The organism is Pseudonocardia sp. Cha107L01, assembly GCF_052566575.1.
Genome location: NZ_CP199579.1, coordinates 8,232,149 through 8,253,822, shown reverse-complemented (window position 1 = coordinate 8,253,822; position 21,674 = coordinate 8,232,149). Strand labels below are relative to the sequence as shown.

Annotated in this window: 21 protein-coding genes; all 21 read left to right on the top strand. The window is 72.7% G+C overall.

Features of this window, described 5'->3' with window-relative positions; translation table 11 throughout:
• The first annotated feature begins 203 nt into the window (after positions 1–203).
• The 21 genes from metK (at position 204) to ACTXG6_RS38825 (ending at position 21,599) form a co-directional block, all read left to right on the top strand.
• Positions 204–1,349 carry a methionine adenosyltransferase gene (gene metK / locus ACTXG6_RS38925; RefSeq protein ID WP_445190229.1) on the top strand — a complete coding sequence of 382 codons (1,146 nt, stop codon included), beginning with the start codon at positions 204–206 and terminating at the stop codon, positions 1,347–1,349.
• A 58-nt stretch (positions 1,350–1,407) separates the two neighbouring features.
• The gene (locus tag ACTXG6_RS38920) at positions 1,408–3,558 is read left to right on the top strand and encodes a primosomal protein N' (RefSeq protein ID WP_445184316.1); all 2,151 of its coding nucleotides are present in this window, start codon (positions 1,408–1,410) and stop codon (positions 3,556–3,558) included.
• Positions 3,559–3,764: 206 nt separating this feature from the next.
• Entirely contained in the window at positions 3,765–4,325 is a 561-nt protein-coding gene (gene def, locus ACTXG6_RS38915; RefSeq protein WP_445184315.1) for a peptide deformylase, read from the top strand.
• Positions 4,326–4,328: 3 nt separating this feature from the next.
• Positions 4,329–5,288, top strand: a complete 960-nt coding sequence (gene fmt, locus ACTXG6_RS38910) for a methionyl-tRNA formyltransferase (RefSeq protein WP_445184314.1) — start codon at positions 4,329–4,331, stop codon at positions 5,286–5,288.
• Positions 5,285–6,724, top strand: coding sequence for an RsmB/NOP family class I SAM-dependent RNA methyltransferase (locus ACTXG6_RS38905; RefSeq protein ID WP_445184313.1), 1,440 nt, complete (start codon positions 5,285–5,287; stop codon positions 6,722–6,724). Before fmt ends, ACTXG6_RS38905 begins: the two co-directional genes overlap by 4 nt.
• 124 nt (positions 6,725–6,848) lie before the next feature.
• On the top strand, positions 6,849–7,520 hold the full coding sequence (gene rpe / locus ACTXG6_RS38900; protein ID WP_445184312.1) for a ribulose-phosphate 3-epimerase: 672 nt from the start codon (positions 6,849–6,851) through the stop codon (positions 7,518–7,520).
• The gene (locus tag ACTXG6_RS38895) at positions 7,520–8,182 is read left to right on the top strand and encodes a riboflavin synthase (RefSeq protein ID WP_445184311.1); all 663 of its coding nucleotides are present in this window, start codon (positions 7,520–7,522) and stop codon (positions 8,180–8,182) included. The genes rpe and ACTXG6_RS38895 overlap by 1 nt, the downstream gene beginning before the upstream one ends.
• Positions 8,176–9,468: a bifunctional 3,4-dihydroxy-2-butanone-4-phosphate synthase/GTP cyclohydrolase II gene (locus ACTXG6_RS38890; RefSeq protein ID WP_445184310.1), complete on the top strand. Its 1,293-nt coding sequence runs from the start codon at positions 8,176–8,178 to the stop codon at positions 9,466–9,468. Before ACTXG6_RS38895 ends, ACTXG6_RS38890 begins: the two co-directional genes overlap by 7 nt.
• A gap of 108 nt (positions 9,469–9,576) precedes the next feature.
• Positions 9,577–10,065: a 6,7-dimethyl-8-ribityllumazine synthase gene (ribH, locus tag ACTXG6_RS38885; RefSeq protein WP_445184309.1), complete on the top strand. Its 489-nt coding sequence runs from the start codon at positions 9,577–9,579 to the stop codon at positions 10,063–10,065.
• The gene (locus tag ACTXG6_RS38880; RefSeq protein WP_445184308.1) at positions 10,062–10,556 is read left to right on the top strand and encodes a PH domain-containing protein; all 495 of its coding nucleotides are present in this window, start codon (positions 10,062–10,064) and stop codon (positions 10,554–10,556) included. Before ribH ends, ACTXG6_RS38880 begins: the two co-directional genes overlap by 4 nt.
• A gap of 352 nt (positions 10,557–10,908) precedes the next feature.
• Entirely contained in the window at positions 10,909–11,985 is a 1,077-nt protein-coding gene (locus tag ACTXG6_RS38875) for a dihydroorotate dehydrogenase (RefSeq protein ID WP_445184307.1), read from the top strand.
• A gap of 12 nt (positions 11,986–11,997) precedes the next feature.
• Complete coding sequence (locus tag ACTXG6_RS38870) at positions 11,998–12,702, top strand: HAD-IA family hydrolase (protein ID WP_445184306.1); 705 nt, start codon at positions 11,998–12,000, stop codon at positions 12,700–12,702.
• A gap of 56 nt (positions 12,703–12,758) precedes the next feature.
• A complete protein-coding gene (uvrC, locus tag ACTXG6_RS38865; RefSeq protein ID WP_445184305.1) occupies positions 12,759–14,855 on the top strand; it encodes an excinuclease ABC subunit UvrC in 2,097 nt (698 codons plus the stop codon).
• Entirely contained in the window at positions 14,852–15,751 is a 900-nt protein-coding gene (gene rapZ, locus ACTXG6_RS38860) for an RNase adapter RapZ (protein WP_445184304.1), read from the top strand. The genes uvrC and rapZ overlap by 4 nt, the downstream gene beginning before the upstream one ends.
• A gap of 62 nt (positions 15,752–15,813) precedes the next feature.
• Entirely contained in the window at positions 15,814–16,818 is a 1,005-nt protein-coding gene (locus tag ACTXG6_RS38855; protein WP_445190228.1) for a gluconeogenesis factor YvcK family protein, read from the top strand.
• Positions 16,809–17,792, top strand: coding sequence for a DNA-binding protein WhiA (gene whiA, locus ACTXG6_RS38850; RefSeq protein ID WP_445184303.1), 984 nt, complete (start codon positions 16,809–16,811; stop codon positions 17,790–17,792). The genes ACTXG6_RS38855 and whiA overlap by 10 nt, the downstream gene beginning before the upstream one ends.
• Before the next feature lie 113 nt (positions 17,793–17,905).
• Positions 17,906–18,916: a type I glyceraldehyde-3-phosphate dehydrogenase gene (gene gap / locus ACTXG6_RS38845; protein ID WP_445184302.1), complete on the top strand. Its 1,011-nt coding sequence runs from the start codon at positions 17,906–17,908 to the stop codon at positions 18,914–18,916.
• Positions 18,913–20,094, top strand: coding sequence for a phosphoglycerate kinase (locus ACTXG6_RS38840; RefSeq protein WP_445184301.1), 1,182 nt, complete (start codon positions 18,913–18,915; stop codon positions 20,092–20,094). The genes gap and ACTXG6_RS38840 overlap by 4 nt, the downstream gene beginning before the upstream one ends.
• A gap of 7 nt (positions 20,095–20,101) precedes the next feature.
• On the top strand, positions 20,102–20,887 hold the full coding sequence (gene tpiA, locus ACTXG6_RS38835) for a triose-phosphate isomerase (protein WP_445184300.1): 786 nt from the start codon (positions 20,102–20,104) through the stop codon (positions 20,885–20,887).
• Positions 20,888–20,972: 85 nt separating this feature from the next.
• Positions 20,973–21,209, top strand: coding sequence for a preprotein translocase subunit SecG (gene secG / locus ACTXG6_RS38830; RefSeq protein WP_325703356.1), 237 nt, complete (start codon positions 20,973–20,975; stop codon positions 21,207–21,209).
• A 45-nt stretch (positions 21,210–21,254) separates the two neighbouring features.
• A complete protein-coding gene (locus ACTXG6_RS38825; protein ID WP_445184299.1) occupies positions 21,255–21,599 on the top strand; it encodes an RNA polymerase-binding protein RbpA in 345 nt (114 codons plus the stop codon).
• Positions 21,600–21,674: the final 75 nt, after the last annotated feature.

Below are 21,674 nucleotides of genomic sequence, written 5' to 3'. Positions count from 1 at the left end.
CTCGTTCAGTGCTCAATTGGGGCTGGTATCGGCCGGCCTAGTTGTGATAGCGGCGTCTTCCGCGTCGGGATCGTGGGAGTCGTCGTCTAGGCTCAAGTGGCAATCAGCGATACCGATCTGCGACAGACTGAGGAGTGCGAGTGGCGAGCGGCAGCCGGCGGTTGTTCACCAGCGAGTCGGTGACCGAGGGTCACCCGGACAAGATGTGCGATGCGATCAGCGACTCGGTTCTGGACGCCCTACTGGCGGCGGACCCGCGCAGTCGGGTCGCGGTCGAGACGATGGTCACCACGGGGCAGGTGCACGTCGCGGGCGAGGTGACCACCAGCGCGTACGTGGACATCCCGACGCTGGTCCGGGAGCGCATCCTGGAGATCGGCTACGACTCCTCGGCCAAGGGGTTCGACGGCAACTCCTGCGGCGTCAACATCGCGATCGGCGCGCAGTCGGCCGACATCGCCCAGGGTGTGGACACCGGCTACGAGACCCGGCTCGAGGCGGGTGACCTCGACGACCTGATCGCCCGCCAGGGCGCCGGTGACCAGGGCCTGATGTTCGGGTACGCCTGCACCGACACCCCCGAGCTGATGCCGCTGCCGATCGCGCTCGCGCACCGGCTGGCCCGGCGGCTGGCCGAGGTCCGCAAGTCCGGCCTGCTGCCGTACCTGCGCCCGGACGGCAAGACCCAGGTCACCATCGAGTACGCCGGCGACCAGGCGGTCCGGTTGGACACCGTGGTGGTGTCCAGCCAGCACGCCGAGGACGTCGACCTGGACGGCCAGATGGTCGGCGACATCAAGACCTATGTGGTGGAACCCGAGCTGGCCGCGCTGAAGCTGGACAGCTCGGAGTGCCGGCTACTGGTCAACCCGACCGGCCGGTTTGTCATCGGCGGCCCGATGGGCGACGCAGGGCTGACCGGGCGGAAGATCATCGTCGACACCTACGGCGGCATGGCCCGCCACGGCGGCGGCGCGTTCTCCGGCAAGGACCCCTCGAAGGTCGACCGCTCGGCCGCGTACGCGATGCGCTGGGTGGCGAAGAACGTGGTGGCCGCCGGGCTGGCCCAGCGGGTCGAGGTGCAGGTCGCCTACGCGATCGGCAAGGCGGCCCCGGTCGGGCTGTTCGTGGAGACGTTCGGCACCGAGGTGGTCGACCCGAGCAAGATCCAGGGCGCCATCACCGAGGTGTTCGACCTGCGGCCCGCCGCGCTGATCCGGGACATGGACCTGCTGCGGCCGATCTACGCACCGACCGCCGCCTACGGCCACTTCGGCCGCACCGACCTGGACCTGCCGTGGGAGCGGGCGGACCGGGCGGACGCGCTGAAGTCCGCCGCCGGGGCCTGATCGTTCCGGGCCTGACCACCGGCGGGGCACTCGGGCTCCGTCTGATAGACCGGGCAGTGTGACGACGGCACGCCCGACGCGGCGGGGGGAGCGGCGGGCGGCCGCCGAGCTCCCGGTCGCGCGGGTCGCCGTCGACGTGCCGTTGGCGCACTTGGACCGGCCGTTCGACTACCAGGTGCCCGACCAGCTGGCCGACGACGCACAGCCGGGGGTCCGGGTGCGGGTGCGGTTTTCCGGTCGGCTGGTGGACGGCGTGCTGCTGGACCGGGTGGAGCGCTCCGACCATGTCGGCAAGCTCGGCTGGCTGGAGCGGGTGGTGTCCCCCGAACCGGTGCTGTCCGCCGAACTGGCCGCGTTGTGCCGGACGGTTGCCGACCGCTATGCCGGCACGTTCGCCGACGTGGTGCGCCTCGCGGTGCCGCCCCGGCACGCCCGGGCCGAGGCGGAGCCGGTGGGCGGGGCAACCCTGCCGACAACCCTGCCGACACCGCTGCCGACAACCCTGCCGACAGCCCTGCCGACAACCCTGCCGACAACCCTGCCGACACCGCCGCCCCCCGCCCCGAACCAGGACGGCTGGCGGCGGTACCGGCACGGCGCCGCGCTGCTGGACGCGGTCGCCGCCGGCCGGGGCGCGCACGCGGTGTGGCAGCCGGTACCCGGGGAGGACTGGCCGGGCCGGCTGGCCGAGGTGGCGGCCGGGGCACTCGTCGCCGGCCGGGGCACCCTGATCGTCTGCCCGGACCAGCGGGACGTCGCACGGGTGGCGGCCGCCTGCGGCGAGCTGCTCGGGCAGGACCGGGTCACCACGCTCACCGCCGACCTGGGTCCCGCGCGGCGCTACCGGAGCTGGCTGGCCATCCGCCGGGGGCACAGCAGGGTGGTGGTCGGTACCCGGGCGGCCGCGTTCGCCCCGATCGCCGATCCGGGTGTGCTCGTCGTCTGGGACGACGGCGACGACCTGCACGCCGAGCCGCGCGCCCCGTACCCGCACACCCGCGACGTGCTGATGCACCGGGCGCACGCCACCGGGGCCGCGCTGCTGGTCGCCGGGTTCGCCCGGACCGCCGAGGCGCAGCTGCTGGTCGAGTCCGGCTGGGCGCGCGAGGTGACCGCCGAGCGCACCGAGCTGCGCGCCGCCGCGCCCCGGGTGACCCCGGTGGGGGAGACCGAGGCCCAGCTCGTGGACGACCCGCACGCCCGCGCCGCCCGGCTGCCGAGGGTGGCGTTCGACGCGGCCAGGGCGGCGATCGGTCGCGGTGAACCGGTGCTGATCCAGGTGCCCCGGGCCGGCTACGTGCCGGGGTTGGCCTGCGCCGGTTGCCGGGAGCCGGCCCGTTGCCGGCACTGCGCCGGCCCGCTCGGGCTGCCGCGCGCCGCGGTCGGCGGTGGCACCGGGGCCGGTCCGGGGGCGAACGGCTCCGCGAGCGACACCGCCGTCTCGCCGACCTGCCGCTGGTGCGGGGTGGCCGCGCCGACGTTCCGCTGCGCGACCTGTGGTTCCCGCCGGCTGCGTGCCACCGTGGTCGGCGCCCGGCGCACCGCGGAGGAGCTCGGTCGGGCGTTCCCCGGGGTGGCCGTGCGCGGGTCCGGTGGCGGCGCCGACGTGCACGCCACGGTGCCGGCCGGTCCCGCGCTGGTGGTGGCCACCCCCGGCGCCGAGCCGTGGGTGGACGGCGTGGCCGGCGGTGCCGGGTACGGCGCGGCGCTGTTGCTGGACGGCTGGGCGCTGCTGTCCCGGCCGGACCTGCGGGTCGCCGAGGAGACGCTGCGCCGGTGGATGGCCGCGGCCGCCCTGGTCCGCCCGGCCGGCGCCGGCGGCCGGGTCGTGGTCGCCGCCGACCCCGAACTGGCCGTGGTAGCCGCCCTGGTCCGGTGGGACCCGGTCGGTCACGCCGCCGCGGAGCTGGCCGGCCGCACCGAGGTCGGGTTCCCGCCGGCGGTCCGGATGGCGGCGGTGGACGGTGCACCGGACGCGGTGGCCGAGCTGATCGCGGCGCTCCTGCTGCCCGACTCGGCCGAGGTACTGGGCCCGGCGGAACTGGACCCGGCCCCGTCCGGCGCGGTCCGCGAGCGGGCGCTGGTGCGGGTGCCCCGGACCGACGGCCGGGCGCTGGCCGCCGCGATGGCCGCCGGCCAGGCGGCCCGCACGGCCCGCAAGGCGCCGGACCCGGTCCGCGTCCAGCTCGACCCGCAGGAGATCGGCTAGGAGGGTCCTACCGCCCCCGGTCCGCCCGTCCGGCGCGGCCCGTTGTTACCGAGCTGCACAACAGGCAGGTTCGATCATGGTTCGAGGTGCCTGGTGTGCAGCTCGGTAACGGGGGTGCGCCACGGGGAGGGGCGGCGGGTGGTGCGGTTCGAACACTAAGCTGGTCGGCGGTCCCAGCGAGCTCAACCAGGGAGCGGCAACCCACGATGGCAATCCAGCCGATCCGGCTCTTCGGCGATCCCGTGCTGCGCAGTCGCGCGGCGGAGGTCGTCGATTTCGACGCTGAGCTGCGCAGGCTGGTCGCTGACCTCACCGACACGATGAACGACGAGGCCGGCGCCGGCCTGGCGGCCCCGCAACTGGGTGTCGGACTGCGGGTCTTCACCTACCGCTGCGACGGCTTCGAGGGCCACCTGGTGAACTCGACGTTCGACGCGGTCGGCGAGGACATGCAGGACGGCCCGGAGGGCTGCCTGTCCATCCCCGGCATGCACTGGGACTGCCGCCGGCACCTGCACGTGGTGGCGAACGGGTGGAACATGCACGGCGACCCGGTGGAGGTGGCGGGCTCGGAGCTGCTGGCGCGGTGTATCCAGCACGAGACCGACCACCTGGACGGGGTGCTGTTCCTGGACCGCCTCGACGCCGAGACCCGCAAGCTCGCGATGGCCGAGATCCGCTCCGCGCCCTGGTTCGCGCAGGCCGACCCGGCCAGTCCACCGGTCGTCAAGACCAGCCCACATCCGCTGTTCGGGAAGGCTCGATAGCTCGTGAGGCTCGTATTCGCCGGCACGCCGACCGCCGCGTTGCCGGCCCTGTCCGCGCTGCTCGGATCCCCCCGGCACGAGGTGGTCGCGGTACTCACCCGGCCGGACGCGCCGACCGGTCGCGGCCGGCGCCTCGCCCCCTCCCCGGTGGCCGAGCTGGCCGCCGCCCACGACGTTCCGGTGCTGCGCCCGCCCAAACCGTCCGCGCCCGACTTCGTCGCCTCGCTGGCCGCGTACCGGCCGGACTGCTGCCCGGTGGTCGCCTACGGCTCACTGCTGCGCCCGGCGCTGCTCGCGGTGCCCAGGTACGGCTGGGTCAACCTGCACTTCTCGGTACTGCCGGCGTGGCGCGGCGCGGCCCCGGTGCAGGCGGCCGTCCGGCACGGCGACGAGGTGACCGGGGCCAGCTGCTTCCGGCTGGAGGAGGGCATGGACACCGGCCCGGTGTACGGCGTGGTCACCGAGTCGATCGGGCCCCGGGACACCTCCGGCGACCTGCTGGACCGGTTGGCCCGCTCCGGCGCCGAGCTGTTGCTGGCCACCCTGGACGGCATCGAGGACGGCCTGCTGCGCCCGGTGCCGCAGCCGGCCGAGGGGGTCTCCTACGCCCCGAAGGTCACCGTGGCCGACGCCGAGGTGGACTGGCGCGCGCCGGCGACCGCGGTGGACCGGCTGATCCGCTCGGTCACCCCGGAACCGGGCGCCTGGACCACGTTCCGCGCCGAGCGACTCGGCCTCGGGCCGGCGCACCCGGTGGAGCACACCGGCCTGCTGCCCGGCGAGCTGCGGGTGGAGAAGCGCCGGGTGCTGGTCGGCTCCGCCGCCGGCGCGGTGGAGCTGGGGACCGTGCGCGCCGCCGGCAAGCGGGAGATGCCGGCCTCGGACTGGGCGCGGGGAATCCGCCCTGAGCCCGGCGAGCGGTTCGTCGCGGCGAGCAGCGGGCTGACCGAGGTGCGGGCATGAACGCGCCCCGCCGCTCCGGCCGGCCGTCCCGCCCGGGCAACCCGGGACCGCCCGCGCGCCGGACCACCCCCGTGCGGCCGCCCGCCACCGACCCGGCCAGGGCCGCCGCGCTCGAGCTGCTCACCGCGGTCCGGGAACGCGACGCCTACGCCAACCTGGCACTCCCATCCATCCTGCGCCGGGCCAAGCTCTCCGGTCGGGACGCCGCGCTGGCCACCGAGCTCGGCTACGGCGCCTGCCGGGCCCGCGGCCTGCTGGACGCGGTGATCCTGGCCTGCGCCAGCCGCCCGATGAGCAAGATCGAACCGCCGCTGGTGGACGCGCTGCGACTGGGTACCTACCAGCTGCTGCGGACCCGGATCCCGGCGCACGCGGCGGTGGACTCCACCGTGGAGCTGGTGCGGTCCTCCGCCGGGTCGCGCTCGGCCGGCTTCGTGAACGCCATCCTGCGCAAGGTCGGCGAACGCACCGAGCCGGAGTGGGTGGCCCAGCTGGCCCCGGACGCGGCGACCGACCCGATCGGGCACCTGGCGTTCCGGCACGCCCACCCGAAGTGGATCGCGCAGGCCTTCGCGGACGCGCTGGGTGGGGCCTCGACCGAGCTGGACGCGCTGCTGGCCGCCGACGACGAGCGCCCCCTGGTGCACCTGCTGGCCCGCCCCGGGGTGATCACCGCCGAGGAGCTGGCGCTGGCCACCGGCGGTGAGCAGTCGCCGTACTCGCCCTACGGGGTGCGCCTGGATCCCGGTTCCGGCGACCCCGGCGACTTCGACGCGATCAAGCAGGGCCTCGCGCTGGTGATCGACGAGGGCAGCCAGCTCGTCGCCTACGGGCTGGCCAGCGCCCCGCTGGTGGGTGCCGACACCGGACGCTGGCTGGACCTGTGCGCCGGCCCGGGCGGCAAGGCGGCGATGCTGGGCGGCCTGGTCGAGCTGGAGGGCGGCCTGCTGGACGCGGTCGAGCCGTCCGAGCACCGGGCCCAGCTGGTGCGCGACAACACCGCCGAGCTGCCGGTCACCGTGCACGTGGCCGACGGCCGGGAGGCGCCGCTGCCGGACGGCGGGTACGACCGGGTGCTGGTGGACGTGCCGTGCACCGGGCTCGGTGCGCTGCGGCGCCGGCCGGAGGCCCGCTGGCGGCGCGAGCCGTCCGACGTGGCCGGCCTGACCGCACTGCAGCGCGAGCTGCTCACCGCCGCACTGCGCCACGTCCGGGTCGGCGGGGTCGTCGGCTACGCCACCTGCTCGCCGCACGTCGGTGAGACGCACGGGGTGCTCGCCGGGGTACTGCGCAAACACCCGAACGTCGAGCGGCTGGACGCCCGCGAGGTGCTGCCGGAGATGCCGGGACTCGGCGACGGGCCGGCGGTGCAGCTGTGGCCGCACCGGCACGGCACCGACGCGATGTTCCTCGCGCTGCTGCGCCGGACCGGCTGACGCGGCGCGGCAGATGGGTCCGACCGGGCGCGCCCGAACGGGGGTAACCGTCGTCACGGTAAGCCGACCCCACGGCCGGGCGTCGCGCCCTGTCATCCGGGCGTAATCTGCGGACGTGCCCCCGATGATCGCGCCGAGCATTCTCTCGGCGGACTTTGCCCGCCTCGCGGACGAGGCCGCCGCGGTGGCCGGCGCGGACTGGTTGCACGTGGACGTGATGGACGCCCACTTCGTGCCGAACCTCACGCTCGGGCTGCCCGTGGTGGAGGCGTTGCTGCGGCACACCGACATCCCGATGGACTGTCACCTGATGATCGACGACCCGGACCGGTGGGCGATCGGGTACGCCGAAGCCGGCGCGTACAACGTGACGGTGCACGTGGAGGCGGCCGCCGACCCGGTGAAGCTGGCCGCGAACCTGCGCGCGGCAGGCGCCAAGGCGGGCCTTTCGGTCAAGCCGAACACCCCGCTCGAGCCGTACCTGGAAATACTTCGGCACTACGACACGCTGTTGGTGATGAGCGTGGAGCCGGGCTTCGGCGGCCAGGGATTCATCAGCGAGGTGCTGGACAAGGTGCGCACGGCACGGCGGCTGGTGGACACCGGGCAGTTGACCCTGCTGGTGGAGATCGACGGCGGGATCAACCAAGACACCATCGAGGCGGCGGCGGAGGCGGGCGTGGACTGTTTCGTGGCCGGTTCGGCGGTCTACAGCGCGGACGACCCGGCCAAGGCCGTGGCGGCGCTGCGCGCCCAGGCCGGGCGGGTTTCCGCACACCGGGGAGGGGTGCACTGATGTTCACCGGGATCGTGGAAGAGGTCGGTGAGGTCCGCGAGGTCCGCGAGCAGGACGACGTGGTGCGGCTGGTGATCAGCGGCCCGGTGGTCGCCTCGGACACCCGCCACGGCGACTCGATCGCGGTGAACGGGGTCTGTCTCACGGCGGTCGAGGTGGACGGTGCGGACTTCAGTGTGGAGCTGGTACCCGAGACGCTGCGCCGGTCCAGCCTGGCCGGGGTCGCGACCGGTGCCCGGGTGAACCTGGAGCGGGCCATGTCCAACGGTCAGCGCTTCGGCGGGCACATCATGCAGGGCCATGTGGACGGAACCGCGACCGTGATGTCGCACACACCGGGTGAGCGCACCGCCGAGATCAGGTTCAGGCTGGGTAACGGACTCGCCCGGTACGTGGTCGAAAAAGGGTCGATCGCGGTGGACGGGGTGTCGCTGACGGTGGCCTCGGTGGACCGGGACAGTTTCTCCGTCGCGCTCATCCCGACCACCCTGGCCGACACCACGCTCGGCGTGCGGCAGTCGGGCGACCGGGTCAATATCGAGGTTGACGTCCTCGCCAAATACGTCGAGCGATTGGTCTCGGGCTACCTGCCCGGACCGGTGGGACAGGCTCCGCCGGAAGCGGTGGAGCCCGTCGAGGAAGGCGGTGCGAGGTCGTGGTGAGCAACCCGGGATATCACTCCCTCGAAGAGCGGTTCGCGGGCGTCGAGCGGGCGATAGTCGATCTCGCCGCTGGCAAGGCGGTCGTGGTGGTGGACGACGAGGACCGCGAGAACGAGGGCGACCTGGTCTTCGCGGCGGAGCGGGCGACACCCGAGCTGGTGTCGTTCATGGTCCGGTACACGTCCGGCTACATCTGCGTGGCACTCACCGAGGACGACTGCGACCGGCTCGACCTGCCGCCGATGTACCACTCCAACGGCGATGCCTTCCGCACCGCGTTCACCGTCACGGTGGACGCCAAGGAGGGGGTCAGCACCGGCATCTCGGCTACCGACCGTGCGCACACCATCCGGCTGCTGGCCGGCGCCGAGGCGCACGCGAGTGACTTCGTCCGGCCCGGTCACGTGCTGCCGCTGCGGGCGAAGGCGGGCGGTGTGCTGCGCCGCCCGGGGCACACCGAGGCCGCGGTCGACCTGTCCCGCCTCGCCGGGCTGCAGCCGGCCGGGGCGCTGTGCGAGATCGTGTCGCAGAAGAACGAGGGCGACATGGCCCGCGCCGACGAGCTGCGGGTGTTCGCCGAGGACCACGACCTGGCCCTGGTCACCATCGCGGAGCTGATCGCCTACCGGCGCCGGTTCGAGAAGCAGGTCGAGCGGGTGGCCGAGGCGCGGATCCCAACCCCGCACGGTGGCTTCGTGGCCTACGGCTACGACAACGTGCTGGACGGCATCGAGCACATCGCGCTGGTCTACGGCGACCTCGGCGACGGTGAGAACGTGCTGGTCCGGGTGCACTCGGAGTGCCTGACCGGTGACGTGTTCGGTTCGCTGCGGTGCGACTGCGGCCCGCAGCTGGACGCGGCGCTGGCCGCGGTGGCGGCCGAGGGCCGCGGCGTCGTGCTGTACGTGCGCGGCCACGAGGGCCGGGGGATCGGCCTGATGCACAAACTGCAGGCCTACCAGCTGCAGGAGTCCGGCGTGGACACGGTGGACGCGAACCTGGCGCTGGGCATGCCGGCCGATGCGCGCGACTACGGCACCGGGGCGCAGATCCTGGTCGACCTCGGGGTTCGGTCCATGCGGCTGCTCACCAACAACCCGGACAAGCGGGCCGGGCTGGAGGGCTACGGGCTGCGCGTGGTGGAGCGGGTGTCGCTGCCCATCCGCCCGACCCGGGAGAACCTGCACTACCTGCGCACCAAGCGCGACCGGATGGGCCACGACCTGCCGAACCTGGACTCGGTGGAGGGCCTGGACGACCGGGACACCGGCGGTGTCACCGCCTGAGCACCTCGGCGGCACAGCGGGATCCCGGGTCCCGGGGGACCCGGCCAGGCGCGGCCCGGACCGGATCCGGCAAGGTAGCGGTATGACGGCATCCGGGCAGGTGGGCGAATGAGTGGCGAGGGCCGGCCGGTCGACTCCGGTGAACTGAACGCGGCGGGTCTGCGGCTGGGCATCGTGGCGGCGCAATGGCATCCGAAGATCGCCGAGTCGCTGCTGGAACGAGCACTGGCGGTGGCCGCCGACGCCGGGATCACCTCGCCGACCGTGGTGCGGGTGCCCGGTTCGCTGGAGCTGCCGGTGATCTGCCAGGAGTTGGCCAAGGGTCACGACGCGGTGGTGGCGCTGGGCGTGGTGATCAAGGGCGGCACCCCGCACTTCGAGTACGTGTGCGACTCGGTCACCGCCGGGCTCACCCGGATCGCGCTCGACGAGTCCACGCCGGTCGGCAACGGCGTTCTGACCTGCAACACCGAGGACCAGGCGGTGGCCCGCAGCGGGCTGCCCGGCGCCGACGAGGACAAGGGCGCCGACGCCTGCGCGGCCGCGTTGCAGACCGCGCTGGCGCTGCGCGCGCTGCGGGCGGCGGAATCGCGGTGAGCGGCGGGGACGCCGGGGTGGCCGGGGTGGCCGGGGTGGCCGAGCCCCGGCTGGTGATCCGGCCGTGGCGGGTGCGCTGGGTGGCCTGGATCGCCGCGGTCGTGCTGTTCGTGGTGATGACCGCGGTCGCGGTGGCGCTGCGCAGCGTCTCCACCGGGGTCTACTTCCACACCGACGACCAGGTGGCGATGGTGCTGCTCGGGCTGTTCATGTCGCTCGGCGTGCTGAGCCTCACCCTGGCCAGGGTGCGGGCCGACGCGGACGGCGTCGAGGTCCGCAACCTGCTGATCACCCGCTACCTCCCCTGGTCGGAGGTGCTCGAGGTGAGCTTCCCGGACGGCGCCCGGTGGGCCCGCCTGGAGCTGCCGGACGACGAGTACCTACCGGTGTCGGCCATCCAGCTGGTGGACGGCCAGCGGGCGGTGACCGCGATCGGCGAACTGCGGGCGCTGCACGCCGCGCACAACACCGCCGGCAGCGCCCCGGACTAGCCCGCCCCGGAGTGGCCTGGCCCCGGACTGGAGTGGCCCTGGAGTGGCCCGGCCCGGAGTGGCCTGGCCCGCACGCGTTGGCCGCGCAGTTGCGGACGTTGCGTCGCACATGTCCCGTCGACGCCGCGCATGGTGGAGGTGCGCGACGTCCACGTGGGACGCGCGCCGTCGCAGCCCGCCGCCCCCGCGGCCGCGTGTTACCGAGCTGCACACCAGGCAGGTTTTTCGCGCTGGCAACCTGCCTGGTGTGCAGCTCGGTAACGCTGAGCCGGTCGCCCGCCTCCCGGCGGCGCCCCGCCTCCCGGCCCGAGCCACCGGACGCCGCAGCGGCAGGGGACGGCGGTAGTGGACAATGGAGCGGACACTTCAGGAGGTGTACGTGCCGCTCACCCGAGGTAGGCAGCCAACCGACGAGCCCGTCCGGCTCGGTGACATCGTGCTGCGCAACCGGCTGGTGACCTCGTCCAGCCTGCTCGGTTACGGGGTGTCCAGCTCGGGGTTCTACGGGATGAGCCCGGTGGCGCTGTTCCTGCAGCTGGCCGAGTTCGGCGCGGTGACCACCCGGACGTTGACCGTCGAGCCCCGCGAAGGCCACTTCACCACCCGCGAGGACTGGTCACCGAGGGAGCTCCCCGGGCTGCTCAAGCGCTACGGCCGGGTGCTGCGCGGCGTCGACGGCGGCTTCATCAACGCCTTCGGCTGGTGCAACGTCGGTATCGAGGCGTACCTGCGGGACTACTACCCGCGCACCCGTGAGCAGCGCACGATCATCTCCCTCGGCGGGTTCTCCTCGGCGGAGTTCGTCAGCCTGGTCGACGCGGTGAACGCCGCCGTGCCGGCCGGTGACATCGCCGCCGTCGAGTTCAACGTGTCCTGCCACAACGTGAACTTCGACTTCTCCCAGATCCTGGACGCGGTGCTCACCGAGGCGGTGCCGCGCAGCAACCACCCGGTCATCCTCAAGCTCTCCCCGGACGTGGACTACCTGGACAACGCCCGGCGCGCGGCGAAGGCCGGGGTCAGTGCGCTCACCGCGATCAACACCGTCAAAGCGCTTCGGCTCGACCCGCGCACCGGCGAGCCGCTCCTGGCCAACCGGTACGGCGGACTCTCCGGGCGCGCGATCAAGCCGATCGGGCTGCGGGTGGTGGCGGAGCTGCGGGACGCCGGCGTGACGCTGCCGATCATCGCCACCGGCGGCATCCGGACCGCGGACGACTGCCGGGAGTACTTCTGGGCCGGTGCGGACGCGGTGAGCCTCGGCAGTGCCACCTGGTTGGCTTCGTACCCGGGATACGCCCTCTCCCCGCTGTACGCTGCCCGGGTGCGTCGGGTAATCCGTGCAGTTAAGCGCTACCGGGAGCAACCGCCTGGACACCCACCGTTACCCTCCTCTCCGGTCACACCCTCAAGATCCCCTAGTCGATGAGGCGGTGCGGTAATGACCCCGCCGACCGGAGTGCCCGAGCGCACCAGGGCTCGACGCCCCAAGGTGGTGCTGCTCGACGTCTTCGAGACGTTGCTGCAGCTGGACGCCCTGCGCTCCCGGTTCGTCGACGTCGGTCGCCCTGAGTACGAGCTGGAGCTGTTCTTCGCCCGCACCCTCCGCGACGGCATGGCGCTCACCCTGGCCGGTGGCTCGCCGCCGTTCGCCGAGGTGGCCCGTTCGGCGCTGATCAGCACCACCGGCCGGCGGCTCAGCGAGGCGGCTGTCCAGCACGTGCTGGACGGGTTCGCCGAGCTGCCGCCGCACCCGGACGTCGAGCCGGCGCTGATCATGCTGGCCAAGGCCAAGGTGCCGGCGTACGCGTTCACCCACGGGTCGGCCGACGTGGTCCGCGAGGCGCTCGACCTCGCCCAGCTGCGCAGCTACCTGCGCGGGGTGATCTCGGCGGAGGAGATCAGCTCGTTCAAGCCGCCGCCGGCGGTATACCACTGGGCCTGTCAGCGGGTCGGTGCCGAGCCGGCGCGGACCGCACTGGTCGCGGCGCACTCCTGGGACATCCACGGGGCCGTGCGGGCCGGGCTGCTGGCCGGCTTCGCCACCCGGGTGGAGGGCGGCATGTCCGACGTGTTCGACGCTCCGCACGTGGTCGCCGAGCGGTTGGACGACGTCATCGAGCGTTTGCTGGCACTGCCGGCCTAGGCGCCGCCCCGGCAGGTCCAGAGGGTGCTTGGCCAGCCCTCTACGCTGGAGTCATCATGGCCGATCCCTCCACTTACCGCCCGGCCGCCGGCACCATCCCGGAGGCGCCGGGGGTGTACCGCTTCTCCGACCAACGCGGTCGGGTGATTTACGTCGGCAAGGCGAAGAACCTGCGCAGCCGGTTGAACTCGTACTTCGCCGATCTGTCCAACCTGCACCCGCGAACCCGCCAGATGGTGACCACGGCGGCGCACGTGGAGTGGACCGTGGTCGCCACCGAGGTGGAGGCGCTCCAGCTCGAGTACAACTGGATCAAGGAGTTCGACCCCCGGTTCAACGTGCGCTACCGGGACGACAAGACCTACCCCGTGCTGGCCGTGACGCTGCACGAGGAGTACCCGAGGCTGCACGTCTACCGGGGCCCCCGGAAGAGGGGCGTGCGCTACTTCGGCCCGTATGCGCACGCCTGGGCGATCCGCGAGACGCTGGACCTGCTGCTGCGGGTGTTCCCGGCGCGCACCTGCTCGTCCGGGGTGTTCCGCCGGCACGGCCAGATGGGTCGCCCCTGCCTGCTCGGCTACATCGACAAGTGCTCCGCGCCGTGCGTCGGGCGGGTCACCGCCGACGAGCACCGCACGATCGTGGGGGACTTCACCGAGTTCCTGTCCGGGCGCACCGACCGGATGGTCCGCGAGTTCGAGCGGCAGATGAGCGCTGCCTCGGACGCACTGGAGTTCGAGCGGGCCGCCCGGCTGCGCGACGACATCGGGGCGCTGCGCCGGGCGATGGAACGGCAGGCGGTGGTGTTCGGCGACGGCACCGACGCTGACGTGGTCGCCTTCGCGCAGGACGAGCTGGAGGCCGCCGTCCAGGTGTTCCACGTGCGCGGTGGCCGCGTCCGGGGCCAGCGCGGCTGGGTGACCGACAAGCAGGAGGGCGCCGGCGAGACCACGGCGGTGCTGGTGGAGCGGTTCGTCACCCAGTTCTACGGCGAGCAGGCCGCGCTGGCCGAGGCCGCCGACGACGCCACCCAGCCGGTGCCCCGGGAGATCCTGGTGCCCGAGCTGCCGCCGGACGCGGACGCCCTCGCCGACTGGCTCACCGGGTTGCGCGGCTCCCGGGTGCAGCTGAGGGTGCCGCAGCGGGGCGACAAGCGGGCGCTGGCCGAGACCGTGGCGCGCAACGCCGCCGAGTCGCTGAACCAGCACAAGCTGCGCCGCGCCGGCGACCTGACGGCCCGGTCCGCCGCGCTGACCGAGATCCAGGACGCGCTCGGGCTGGAGACCGCGCCGCTGCGCATCGAGTGCATCGACGTCAGCCACGTGCAGGGCAGCGACGTGGTGGCCTCGCTCGTGGTGTTCGAGGACGGGCTGGCCCGCAAGTCGGAGTACCGCCGGTTCGCCGTGCGGGACGGCGCCGACGGCGGTGACGTGGCGTCCATCGCCGAGGTGGTCCGCCGCCGGTTCCGCCGCTACCTCGTGGAGACCGAACAGCCGGGCGACACCGGGCTTGACACCCCGGACAGCAGCGGGTTGAACGGGACCGGGCTGAACGGGACCGGGCTGAACGGGACCGCGGCGCACGGGACCGAGCTGGAACAGGACGAGGCCGAGCCGGCGGTCCGCAGTGGCATCGACCCGGTGACCGGCCGGCCGCGCAAGTTCGCCTACCCGCCGAACCTGCTGGTGGTGGACGGCGGCCAGCCGCAGGTGGAGGCGGCCTCGGCCGTGCTCGCCGAGCTCGGGGTCACCGATGTGGCGGTGTGCGGCCTGGCCAAGCGGCTGGAGGAGGTGTGGCTGCCCGCCGACCCAGACCCGGTCATCCTGCCGCGCACCAGCGAGGGGCTCTACCTGCTGCAGCGGATCCGGGACGAGGCGCACCGGTTCGCCATCACCTACCACCGGCAGAAGCGGTCCAAGCGGATGACCGCGTCCGAGCTGGATGCGGTGCCCGGGTTGGGACAGTCCCGGCGGACCGCGCTGCTCAAGCACTTCGGTTCGTTGCGCAAGTTGCGCCAGGCCGGCCCCGACGAGATCGCCGCCGTGCCCGGGATGGGTCCCCGGACAGCGGCCGCCGTGGTCGCCGCGCTGCACGTCGACAACCAGGCCGCCGGGGAACAGCGGCCCACAGCCACTCAGGGGGACCAATCGTGAGCTCGAGGCCGGAAGCCACCGCAACGACTACCCCGGGGATCGAGGTCGCACTGGTCAGCGGCCTGTCCGGGGCGGGGAGAAGCACCGCCGCGAAGGTGCTGGAGGACCTCGGCTGGTTCGTGGTGGACAACCTGCCGCCGGAGCTGATCTCGACCATGGTCGAGCTGGGCGCCAAGGCCAGGGGGGACATCACCCGGATCGCGGTGGTGATGGACGTGCGCAGCCGGGCGTTCACCGACGACCTGTCCTCGGTGATCAAGGACCTGGACGCCCGGGGCTACAAGCCGAGGCTGCTGTTCCTGGAGGCCAGCGACCAGGTGCTGATCCGGCGGTTCGAGCACGTCCGGCGCGGCCACCCGCTGCAGGGTGTCGGCCGCCTCGCCGACGGCATCGCCGCCGAACGGGAACTGCTCGGCCCGCTGCGCAACGTCGCCGACCTGGTGCTGGACACCAGCGCGCTGTCGGTGCACCAGCTGCGCTCGGCCCTGGAGCAGACCTTCGGCACCGAGAGCTCGTTGCAGACCCGGATGACGCTGCTGTCCTTCGGCTACAAGTACGGCCTGCCGATGGACGCGGACCTGGTCGTGGACATGCGGTTCCTGCCGAACCCGTACTGGATCCCGGAGCTGCGCGAGTTCAACGGCAAGGACACCGCGGTGCGGGACTACGTGCTGTCCCAGGAGGGCGCCGGGGAGTTCCTGGACCGTTACCACGATCTGCTGAAACTGGTGAACGGCGGCTACCGGCGTGAGGGCAAGCGCTACCTGACCGTTGCGGTGGGCTGCACCGGCGGCAAGCACCGCAGCGTGGCCATCTCCGAGGAACTGGCCCGCCGGATGCGCGGCGAGGACGGTGTCGCGGTGAGTGTGGTGCACCGCGACCTGGGACGCGAGTGAGCGCGCCCCCGGACCCGGCGCCCCCGGACCCGGCGCCCTCGAACGCGGCGCCTTTGGGCACGTTGCGGGCGGTCGCGCTCGGTGGCGGGCACGGGCTCTACGCCACGCTCAGCGCGCTGCGGCTGCTCACCGAGGACGTGACCGCGGTGGTCACGGTCGCGGACGACGGCGGGTCCTCCGGGCGGCTGCGCGGGGAGCTGGGCGTGCTGCCCCCCGGCGACCTGCGGATGGCGTTGGCCGCGCTGGCCGAGCACGGGCCGTCCGGGGCGCTGTGGGGTGAGCTGTTCCAGCACCGGTTCGGCGGCAGCGGCGCGCTGGCCGGGCACGCGGTGGGCAACCTGCTGCTGGCCGGGCTGATCGAGGTGCTCGGCGACCCGGTCGCGGCGCTGGACCAGGCCTGCCGGCTGCTGGGGGTGCGCGGGCGGGTACTGCCGATGAGCACTGAGCCGCTGGTCATCGAGGCCGAGGTGGCCGGACTGGGGCGCGACCCGGAGGCGGTGAGCCGGATCCGGGGCCAGGTCGCGGTGGCCAGCACCCCGGGGCGGGTGCGTCGGGTGTGGGTGCAGCCCAGCCACCCCAAGGCGTGCGAGCAGGCGGTGGCGGCGGTGCGGGACGCTGAGCTGGTGTTACTCGGGCCCGGTTCCTGGTTCACCAGCGTGCTGCCGCACCTGATGGTGCCGGACCTGCGGCAGGCGCTGCTGGACACGCCGGCGCGGCGGGTGGTGGTGCTGAACCTGGCCCCGCAGCCCGGGGAGACCGCCGGGTTCTCACCCGAACAGTACCTGGACGTACTCTGCCAGCACGCTCCAGAGCTGCGGATCGACGCGGTACTGGCCGATACCGGCGCGGTACCGGTACCGGAGCGGCTGCAACGCTCCGCGGCCGCACTCGGTGCGCGGGCCGTACTGGCCCCTATCGGAGAGCCGGACGGGTCGCCAAGGCACAATCCCGCTGCGCTCGCGGATGCGGTTCGGTCCGTGCTGGCTCAGGCGAGTCAGTGGGACCGGGAACGAGATAGCGATGTGTCAGCGGGACCCCGCCGAGAGGAGAGCAACGGGTGGCGATGACTTCGTCGGTCAAGGACGAGCTCAGCCGGTTGTCGGTGACAAAGCCGTGCTGTCGCCGGTCCGAGCTTTCCTCGCTGTTGCGGTTCGCGGGTGGACTGCACATCGTGGGCGGCAAGGTGGTGATCGAGGCCGAGGTGGACACCGGGTCGGTGGCCCGGCGGCTGCGGCGGGAGATCCACGACCTTTACGGGCACACCTCCGAGGTGCAGGTGATCAGCTCCGGTGGGCTGCGCCGGGGCGCCCGGTACGTGATCCGGGTGGTGAAGGACGGCGCCGGGCTGGCTCGCCAGACCGGTCTGCTGGACCTGCGCGGCCGGCCGGTGCGCGGGTTGCCGCCCCAGGTGGTGTCCGGCGGTCTCTGCGACGCCGAGGCGGCCTGGCGGGGGGCGTTCCTGGCGCACGGCTCGCTGACCGAGCCCGGCCGCAGCTCGGCGCTCGAAGTGACCTGTCCCGGGCCGGAGGCGGCGCTCGCCCTGGTCGGTGCGGCGCGGCGCCTCGGCGTGACGGCGAAGGCCCGCGAGGTGCGCGGCGCGGACCGCGTGGTGGTGCGGGACGGCGACGCGATCGGCGCGCTGCTCACCCGGCTCGGCGCGCACTCCTCGGTGCTGGCCTGGGAAGAGCGCCGGATGCGCCGTGAGGTGCGGGCCACCGCGAACCGGCTGGCGAACTTCGACGACGCCAACCTGCGCCGCTCGGCGCGGGCCGCGGTCGCGGCCTCGGCCCGGGTGCGCCGGGCGCTGGAGCTGCTGGCCGACGACGTGCCGGACCACCTGCTGGCCGCCGGCCGGCTGCGCCTGGAGCACACCCAGGCCTCGCTGGAGGAGCTCGGTCAGCTCTCCGACCCGCCGATGACCAAGGACGCGGTGGCCGGCCGGATCCGCCGGCTGCTGCACATGGCCGACAAGCGCGCGGCCGACCTCGGCCTGCCGGACACCGAGTCGGCGGTCACCGCCGACATGCTCGCCGACACCTGAGTTGCACCCGCCGGGGTGTGATCACGTGCGCAAATCCCCCCGGCGGGGGCTGCCAGCCGGATCTCGGCCGGTACTGTGTCGCCCAGGTACGGAATCGATCGAGGAGGCGCTGAGTGGTCCGGGTAGGCGTGAACGGCTTCGGCCGTATTGGGCGGAACTTCTGGCGCGCGGTGGCCGCGCAGGCCGCCGCCGGTTCGACCGACATCGAGATCGTCGCGGTCAACGACATCACCGACAACGCCACGCTGGCCCACCTGCTGAAGTACGACTCGATCCTGGGCAAGCTGCCGTTCTCGGTGACCTCCACCGACGACGAGATCGTGGTCGACGGCAAGGGTTTCAAGGGCCTCGCGGTGCGCGACCCCGCCGAGCTGCCCTGGAAGGACCTGGGCGTCGATGTCGTCGTCGAGTCGACGGGGCTGTTCACCAAGCGTGACGCGGCCGCGAAGCACCTGGACGCCGGGGCGAAGAAGGTCGTCATCTCGGCGCCGGCGACCGGTGAGGACCTCACCATCGTCAAGGGCGTGAACGACCACGAGTACGACGGCAGCCAGTCGATCATCTCGAACGCCTCCTGCACCACCAACTGCCTCGCGCCGATGGCGAAGGTGCTCGACGACCTGGCGGGTATCCAGACCGGTCTGATGACCACGATCCACGCCTACACCCAGGACCAGAACCTGCAGGACGGCCCGCACAAGGACCTACGCAGGGCGCGGGCCGCCGCGATCAACATCGTGCCGACCTCGACCGGCGCGGCGAAGGCGATCTCGCTGGTGCTGCCGCACCTGAAGGGCAAGCTGGACGGCTTCGCGCTGCGGGTGCCGATCCCCACCGGCTCGGCCACCGACCTGACCGCCGTCGTCGGCCGCGACACCACCGCAGAAGAGGTCAACGCGGCGATGAAGGCCGCCGCCGAGGGCCCGCTGGCCGGCGTTCTCTACTACACCGAGGACCCGATCGTCTCCTCGGACATCGTCACCGACCCGCACTCGTGCATCTTCGACGCCGGCCTGACCAAGGTGATCGGGAACCAGGTCAAGATCGTCGGCTGGTACGACAACGAGTGGGGCTACTCGAACCGGCTGGTCGACATCACCGCCCTGGTGGCGTCCAAGCTGTGAGGACGCTCGACGACCTGATCGCCGAGGGGGTCTCGGGGCGCACCGTGCTGGTGCGCTCCGACCTCAACGTGCCGCTCGACGGATCACGAATCACGGACGACGGCCGGATCCGTGCCTCGGTGCCGACCATCTCCGAGCTGTCCGCCGAAGGTGCCCAGGTGATCGTCATCGCGCACCTCGGCCGGCCCAAGGGCGGCCCGGAGGAGAAGTACTCGCTGGCCCCGGTGGCCGCCCGCCTCGGGGAGCTGCTGGGTGCACCGGTCCGGCTGATCCGGCTGGCGGACGGCGTGCCGAGTATGGCTGCCGGCGATGTGGTGCTGCTGGAGAACATCCGGTTCGACCCGCGTGAGACCAGCAAGGACGACGGCGAACGCGGCGCTCTGGCCGACGAGCTGGTCGCGCTGACCGGCTCGGACGGCGCGTTCGTCTCCGACGGCTTCGGCGTCGTGCACCGCAAGCAGGCCTCGGTGTACGACGTGGCGCTGCGGCTGCCGGCGTACACCGGGAGCCTGGTCAGTGCCGAGGTCGAGGTGCTGCGCCGGCTGACCGAGAGCCCGGCCCGGCCCTACGTGGTGGTGCTCGGCGGCTCCAAGGTGTCCGACAAGCTCGCGGTGATCGAGGCGCTGCTGCCGAGCGTGGACCGGCTGCTGGTCGGCGGCGGGATGTGCTTCACGTTCCTGGCCGCCCAGGGGCACTCGGTCGGCGACTCGCTGCTGGAGAGCGAACAGGTCGACACCTGCCGCCAGCTGCTGGAGTCGGGCAAGATCGTGCTGCCGTCCGACGTCGTGGTGGCGGACGACTTCTCGGCCGAGGCGAACACCCGGACGGTGGGCGCCGGGGCCATCCCGGACGGCTGGAAGGGCCTCGACATCGGCCCCGCGTCGGTGGCGGCCTTCGCCGAGGTGCTGGCCGGCGCGAAGACGGTGTTCTGGAACGGCCCGATGGGTGTGTTCGAGCTGGCGCCGTTCGCGGAGGGAACCCGCGGCGTGGCCCAGTCGGTCGTGGACGCCACGGCCGGCGGCGCGTTCAGCGTGGTCGGCGGGGGCGACTCGGCGGCCGCGGTGCGCGCGCTCGGGCTGCCCGAGGACGGCTTCTCGCACATCTCGACCGGCGGCGGCGCGTCGCTGGAGTACCTGGAGGGCAAGCAGCTCCCCGGCTTGGCCGTTCTCGACAAGTGAGGAACGCGTGTCCCGCAAGCCACTGATCGCCGGCAACTGGAAGATGAACCTCAACCACCTCGAGGCCATCGCCCTGGTGCAGAAGTTCGCCTTCGCACTGCCGGACAAGTACTACAAGAAGGTCGACGTGGCGGTGCTGCCGCCGTTCACCCACATCCGCAGCATCCAGACCATGATCGACGGCGACGAGCTGTTGCTGGTGCACGGGGCCCAGGACCTGGCACCGAAGGACTCCGGTGCCTACACCGGCGACATCTCGGGGCCGATGCTGGCCAAGCTGGGCTGCAGTTACGTGATCGTCGGGCACTCCGAGCGCCGCGAGCACCACCACGAGGACGACGCGCTCGTCAACCTCAAGGTGCGGGCCGCGCTGCGCAACGGGCTCACCCCGATCCTGTGCGTCGGCGAGGGCCTCGAGATCCGTGAGGCGGACGGCCACGTGTCGCACTGCACCGCGCAGCTGGACAACGCGCTGGCCAAGGTGACCGCCGAGCAGGTGGCCGGGCTGGTGATCGCCTACGAGCCGATCTGGGCCATCGGAACCGGTCGGGTGGCCACCCCGGCGGACGCTCAGGAGGTCTGCGGCTCGCTTCGGTCGCGGGTCGCCGAGCTCTACGACCAGGCCACCGCCGACTCGGTGCGGGTGCTCTACGGCGGCTCGGTGAAGTCCGGCAACATCGGCGAGTTGATCGCCGAGGCGGACGTGGACGGCGCGTTGGTCGGCGGCTCGAGCCTGGACGCCGACGAGTTCGCCAAGCTGTGCGCGATCGCCGCGGGTGGCCCGCTGCCCTAATCGGCAGACAGGTACGCTGAGACCTCGCGCCTCGAGGCCGGGATACGCCCCGGGTGCGCGCAGGTACCCGTCGGATGAGGATGGCATGAAGCTCGCCCTGGATATCGTCTTGATCGTCACCAGCGTGTTGCTGGTGCTGCTCATCCTCCTGCACAGGGGTCGCGGTGGCGGTCTTTCCTCGCTGTTCGGCGGTGGTATGCAGTCCAGCCTCTCCGGGTCCGCGCGAGCGGAGAAGAATCTGGATCGGATGACGCTGTTCGTCGGCGCGATCTGGGTGGTCGCGATCGTCGGTACGGGTCTGTTGGTGAAGCTCGGTAGCTGAGGTTCCGCGCGGAGCCCAGCTCGACAACTGAGGCAGAGGGTTGGCATGGCCGGTGGAAACGCGATCCGGGGCACCCGGGTCGGTGCGGGTCCGATGGGGGAGTCAGAGCGGGGTGAGACCGCGCCTCGGGTGCGGGTGACCTACTGGTGCGCCAATGGCCACCAGACATCGCCCTCCTTCGCCTCCGAGGCTGAGTTGCCGGAGAGCTGGGACTGCCCGCGCTGCGGGCTGCCGGCAGGGCCGAACCAGGAGCAGCCGCCCAAGCCTCCGCGCAACGAGCCCTACAAGACCCACCTCGCCTACGTGAAGGAGCGCCGCAGCGACGCTGACGGCGCGGCCATCCTGGACGAGGCACTGGGTCGGCTGCGCAAGCACCGCGAGGAAGTCTGAGTTAGCGAGCCCGGGCCGCGCCTGTGATGGGCGCACCCGGGCTCTGCTGTCTGTGCGGGCTTGTCTGTGCCGGCT

Bases quoted from the DNA above. Each gene is read 5' to 3' on its own strand.
- metK (WP_445190229.1), top strand. From the start codon at position 204: ATGTGCGATGCGATCAGCGACTCGGTTCTGGACGCCCTACTGGCGGCG.
- def (WP_445184315.1), top strand. From the start codon at position 3,765: ATGGCAATCCAGCCGATCCGGCTCTTCGGCGATCCCGTGCTGCGCAGT.
- ACTXG6_RS38905 (WP_445184313.1), top strand. From the start codon at position 5,285: ATGAACGCGCCCCGCCGCTCCGGCCGGCCGTCCCGCCCGGGCAACCCG.
- rpe (WP_445184312.1), top strand. From the start codon at position 6,849: ATGATCGCGCCGAGCATTCTCTCGGCGGACTTTGCCCGCCTCGCGGAC.
- ACTXG6_RS38895 (WP_445184311.1), top strand. From the start codon at position 7,520: ATGTTCACCGGGATCGTGGAAGAGGTCGGTGAGGTCCGCGAGGTCCGC.
- ribH (WP_445184309.1), top strand. From the start codon at position 9,577: ATGAGTGGCGAGGGCCGGCCGGTCGACTCCGGTGAACTGAACGCGGCG.
- ACTXG6_RS38875 (WP_445184307.1), top strand. From the start codon at position 10,909: ATGGAGCGGACACTTCAGGAGGTGTACGTGCCGCTCACCCGAGGTAGG.
- ACTXG6_RS38870 (WP_445184306.1), top strand. From the start codon at position 11,998: ATGACCCCGCCGACCGGAGTGCCCGAGCGCACCAGGGCTCGACGCCCC.
- uvrC (WP_445184305.1), top strand. From the start codon at position 12,759: ATGGCCGATCCCTCCACTTACCGCCCGGCCGCCGGCACCATCCCGGAG.
- secG (WP_325703356.1), top strand. From the start codon at position 20,973: ATGAAGCTCGCCCTGGATATCGTCTTGATCGTCACCAGCGTGTTGCTG.
- ACTXG6_RS38825 (WP_445184299.1), top strand. From the start codon at position 21,255: ATGGCCGGTGGAAACGCGATCCGGGGCACCCGGGTCGGTGCGGGTCCG.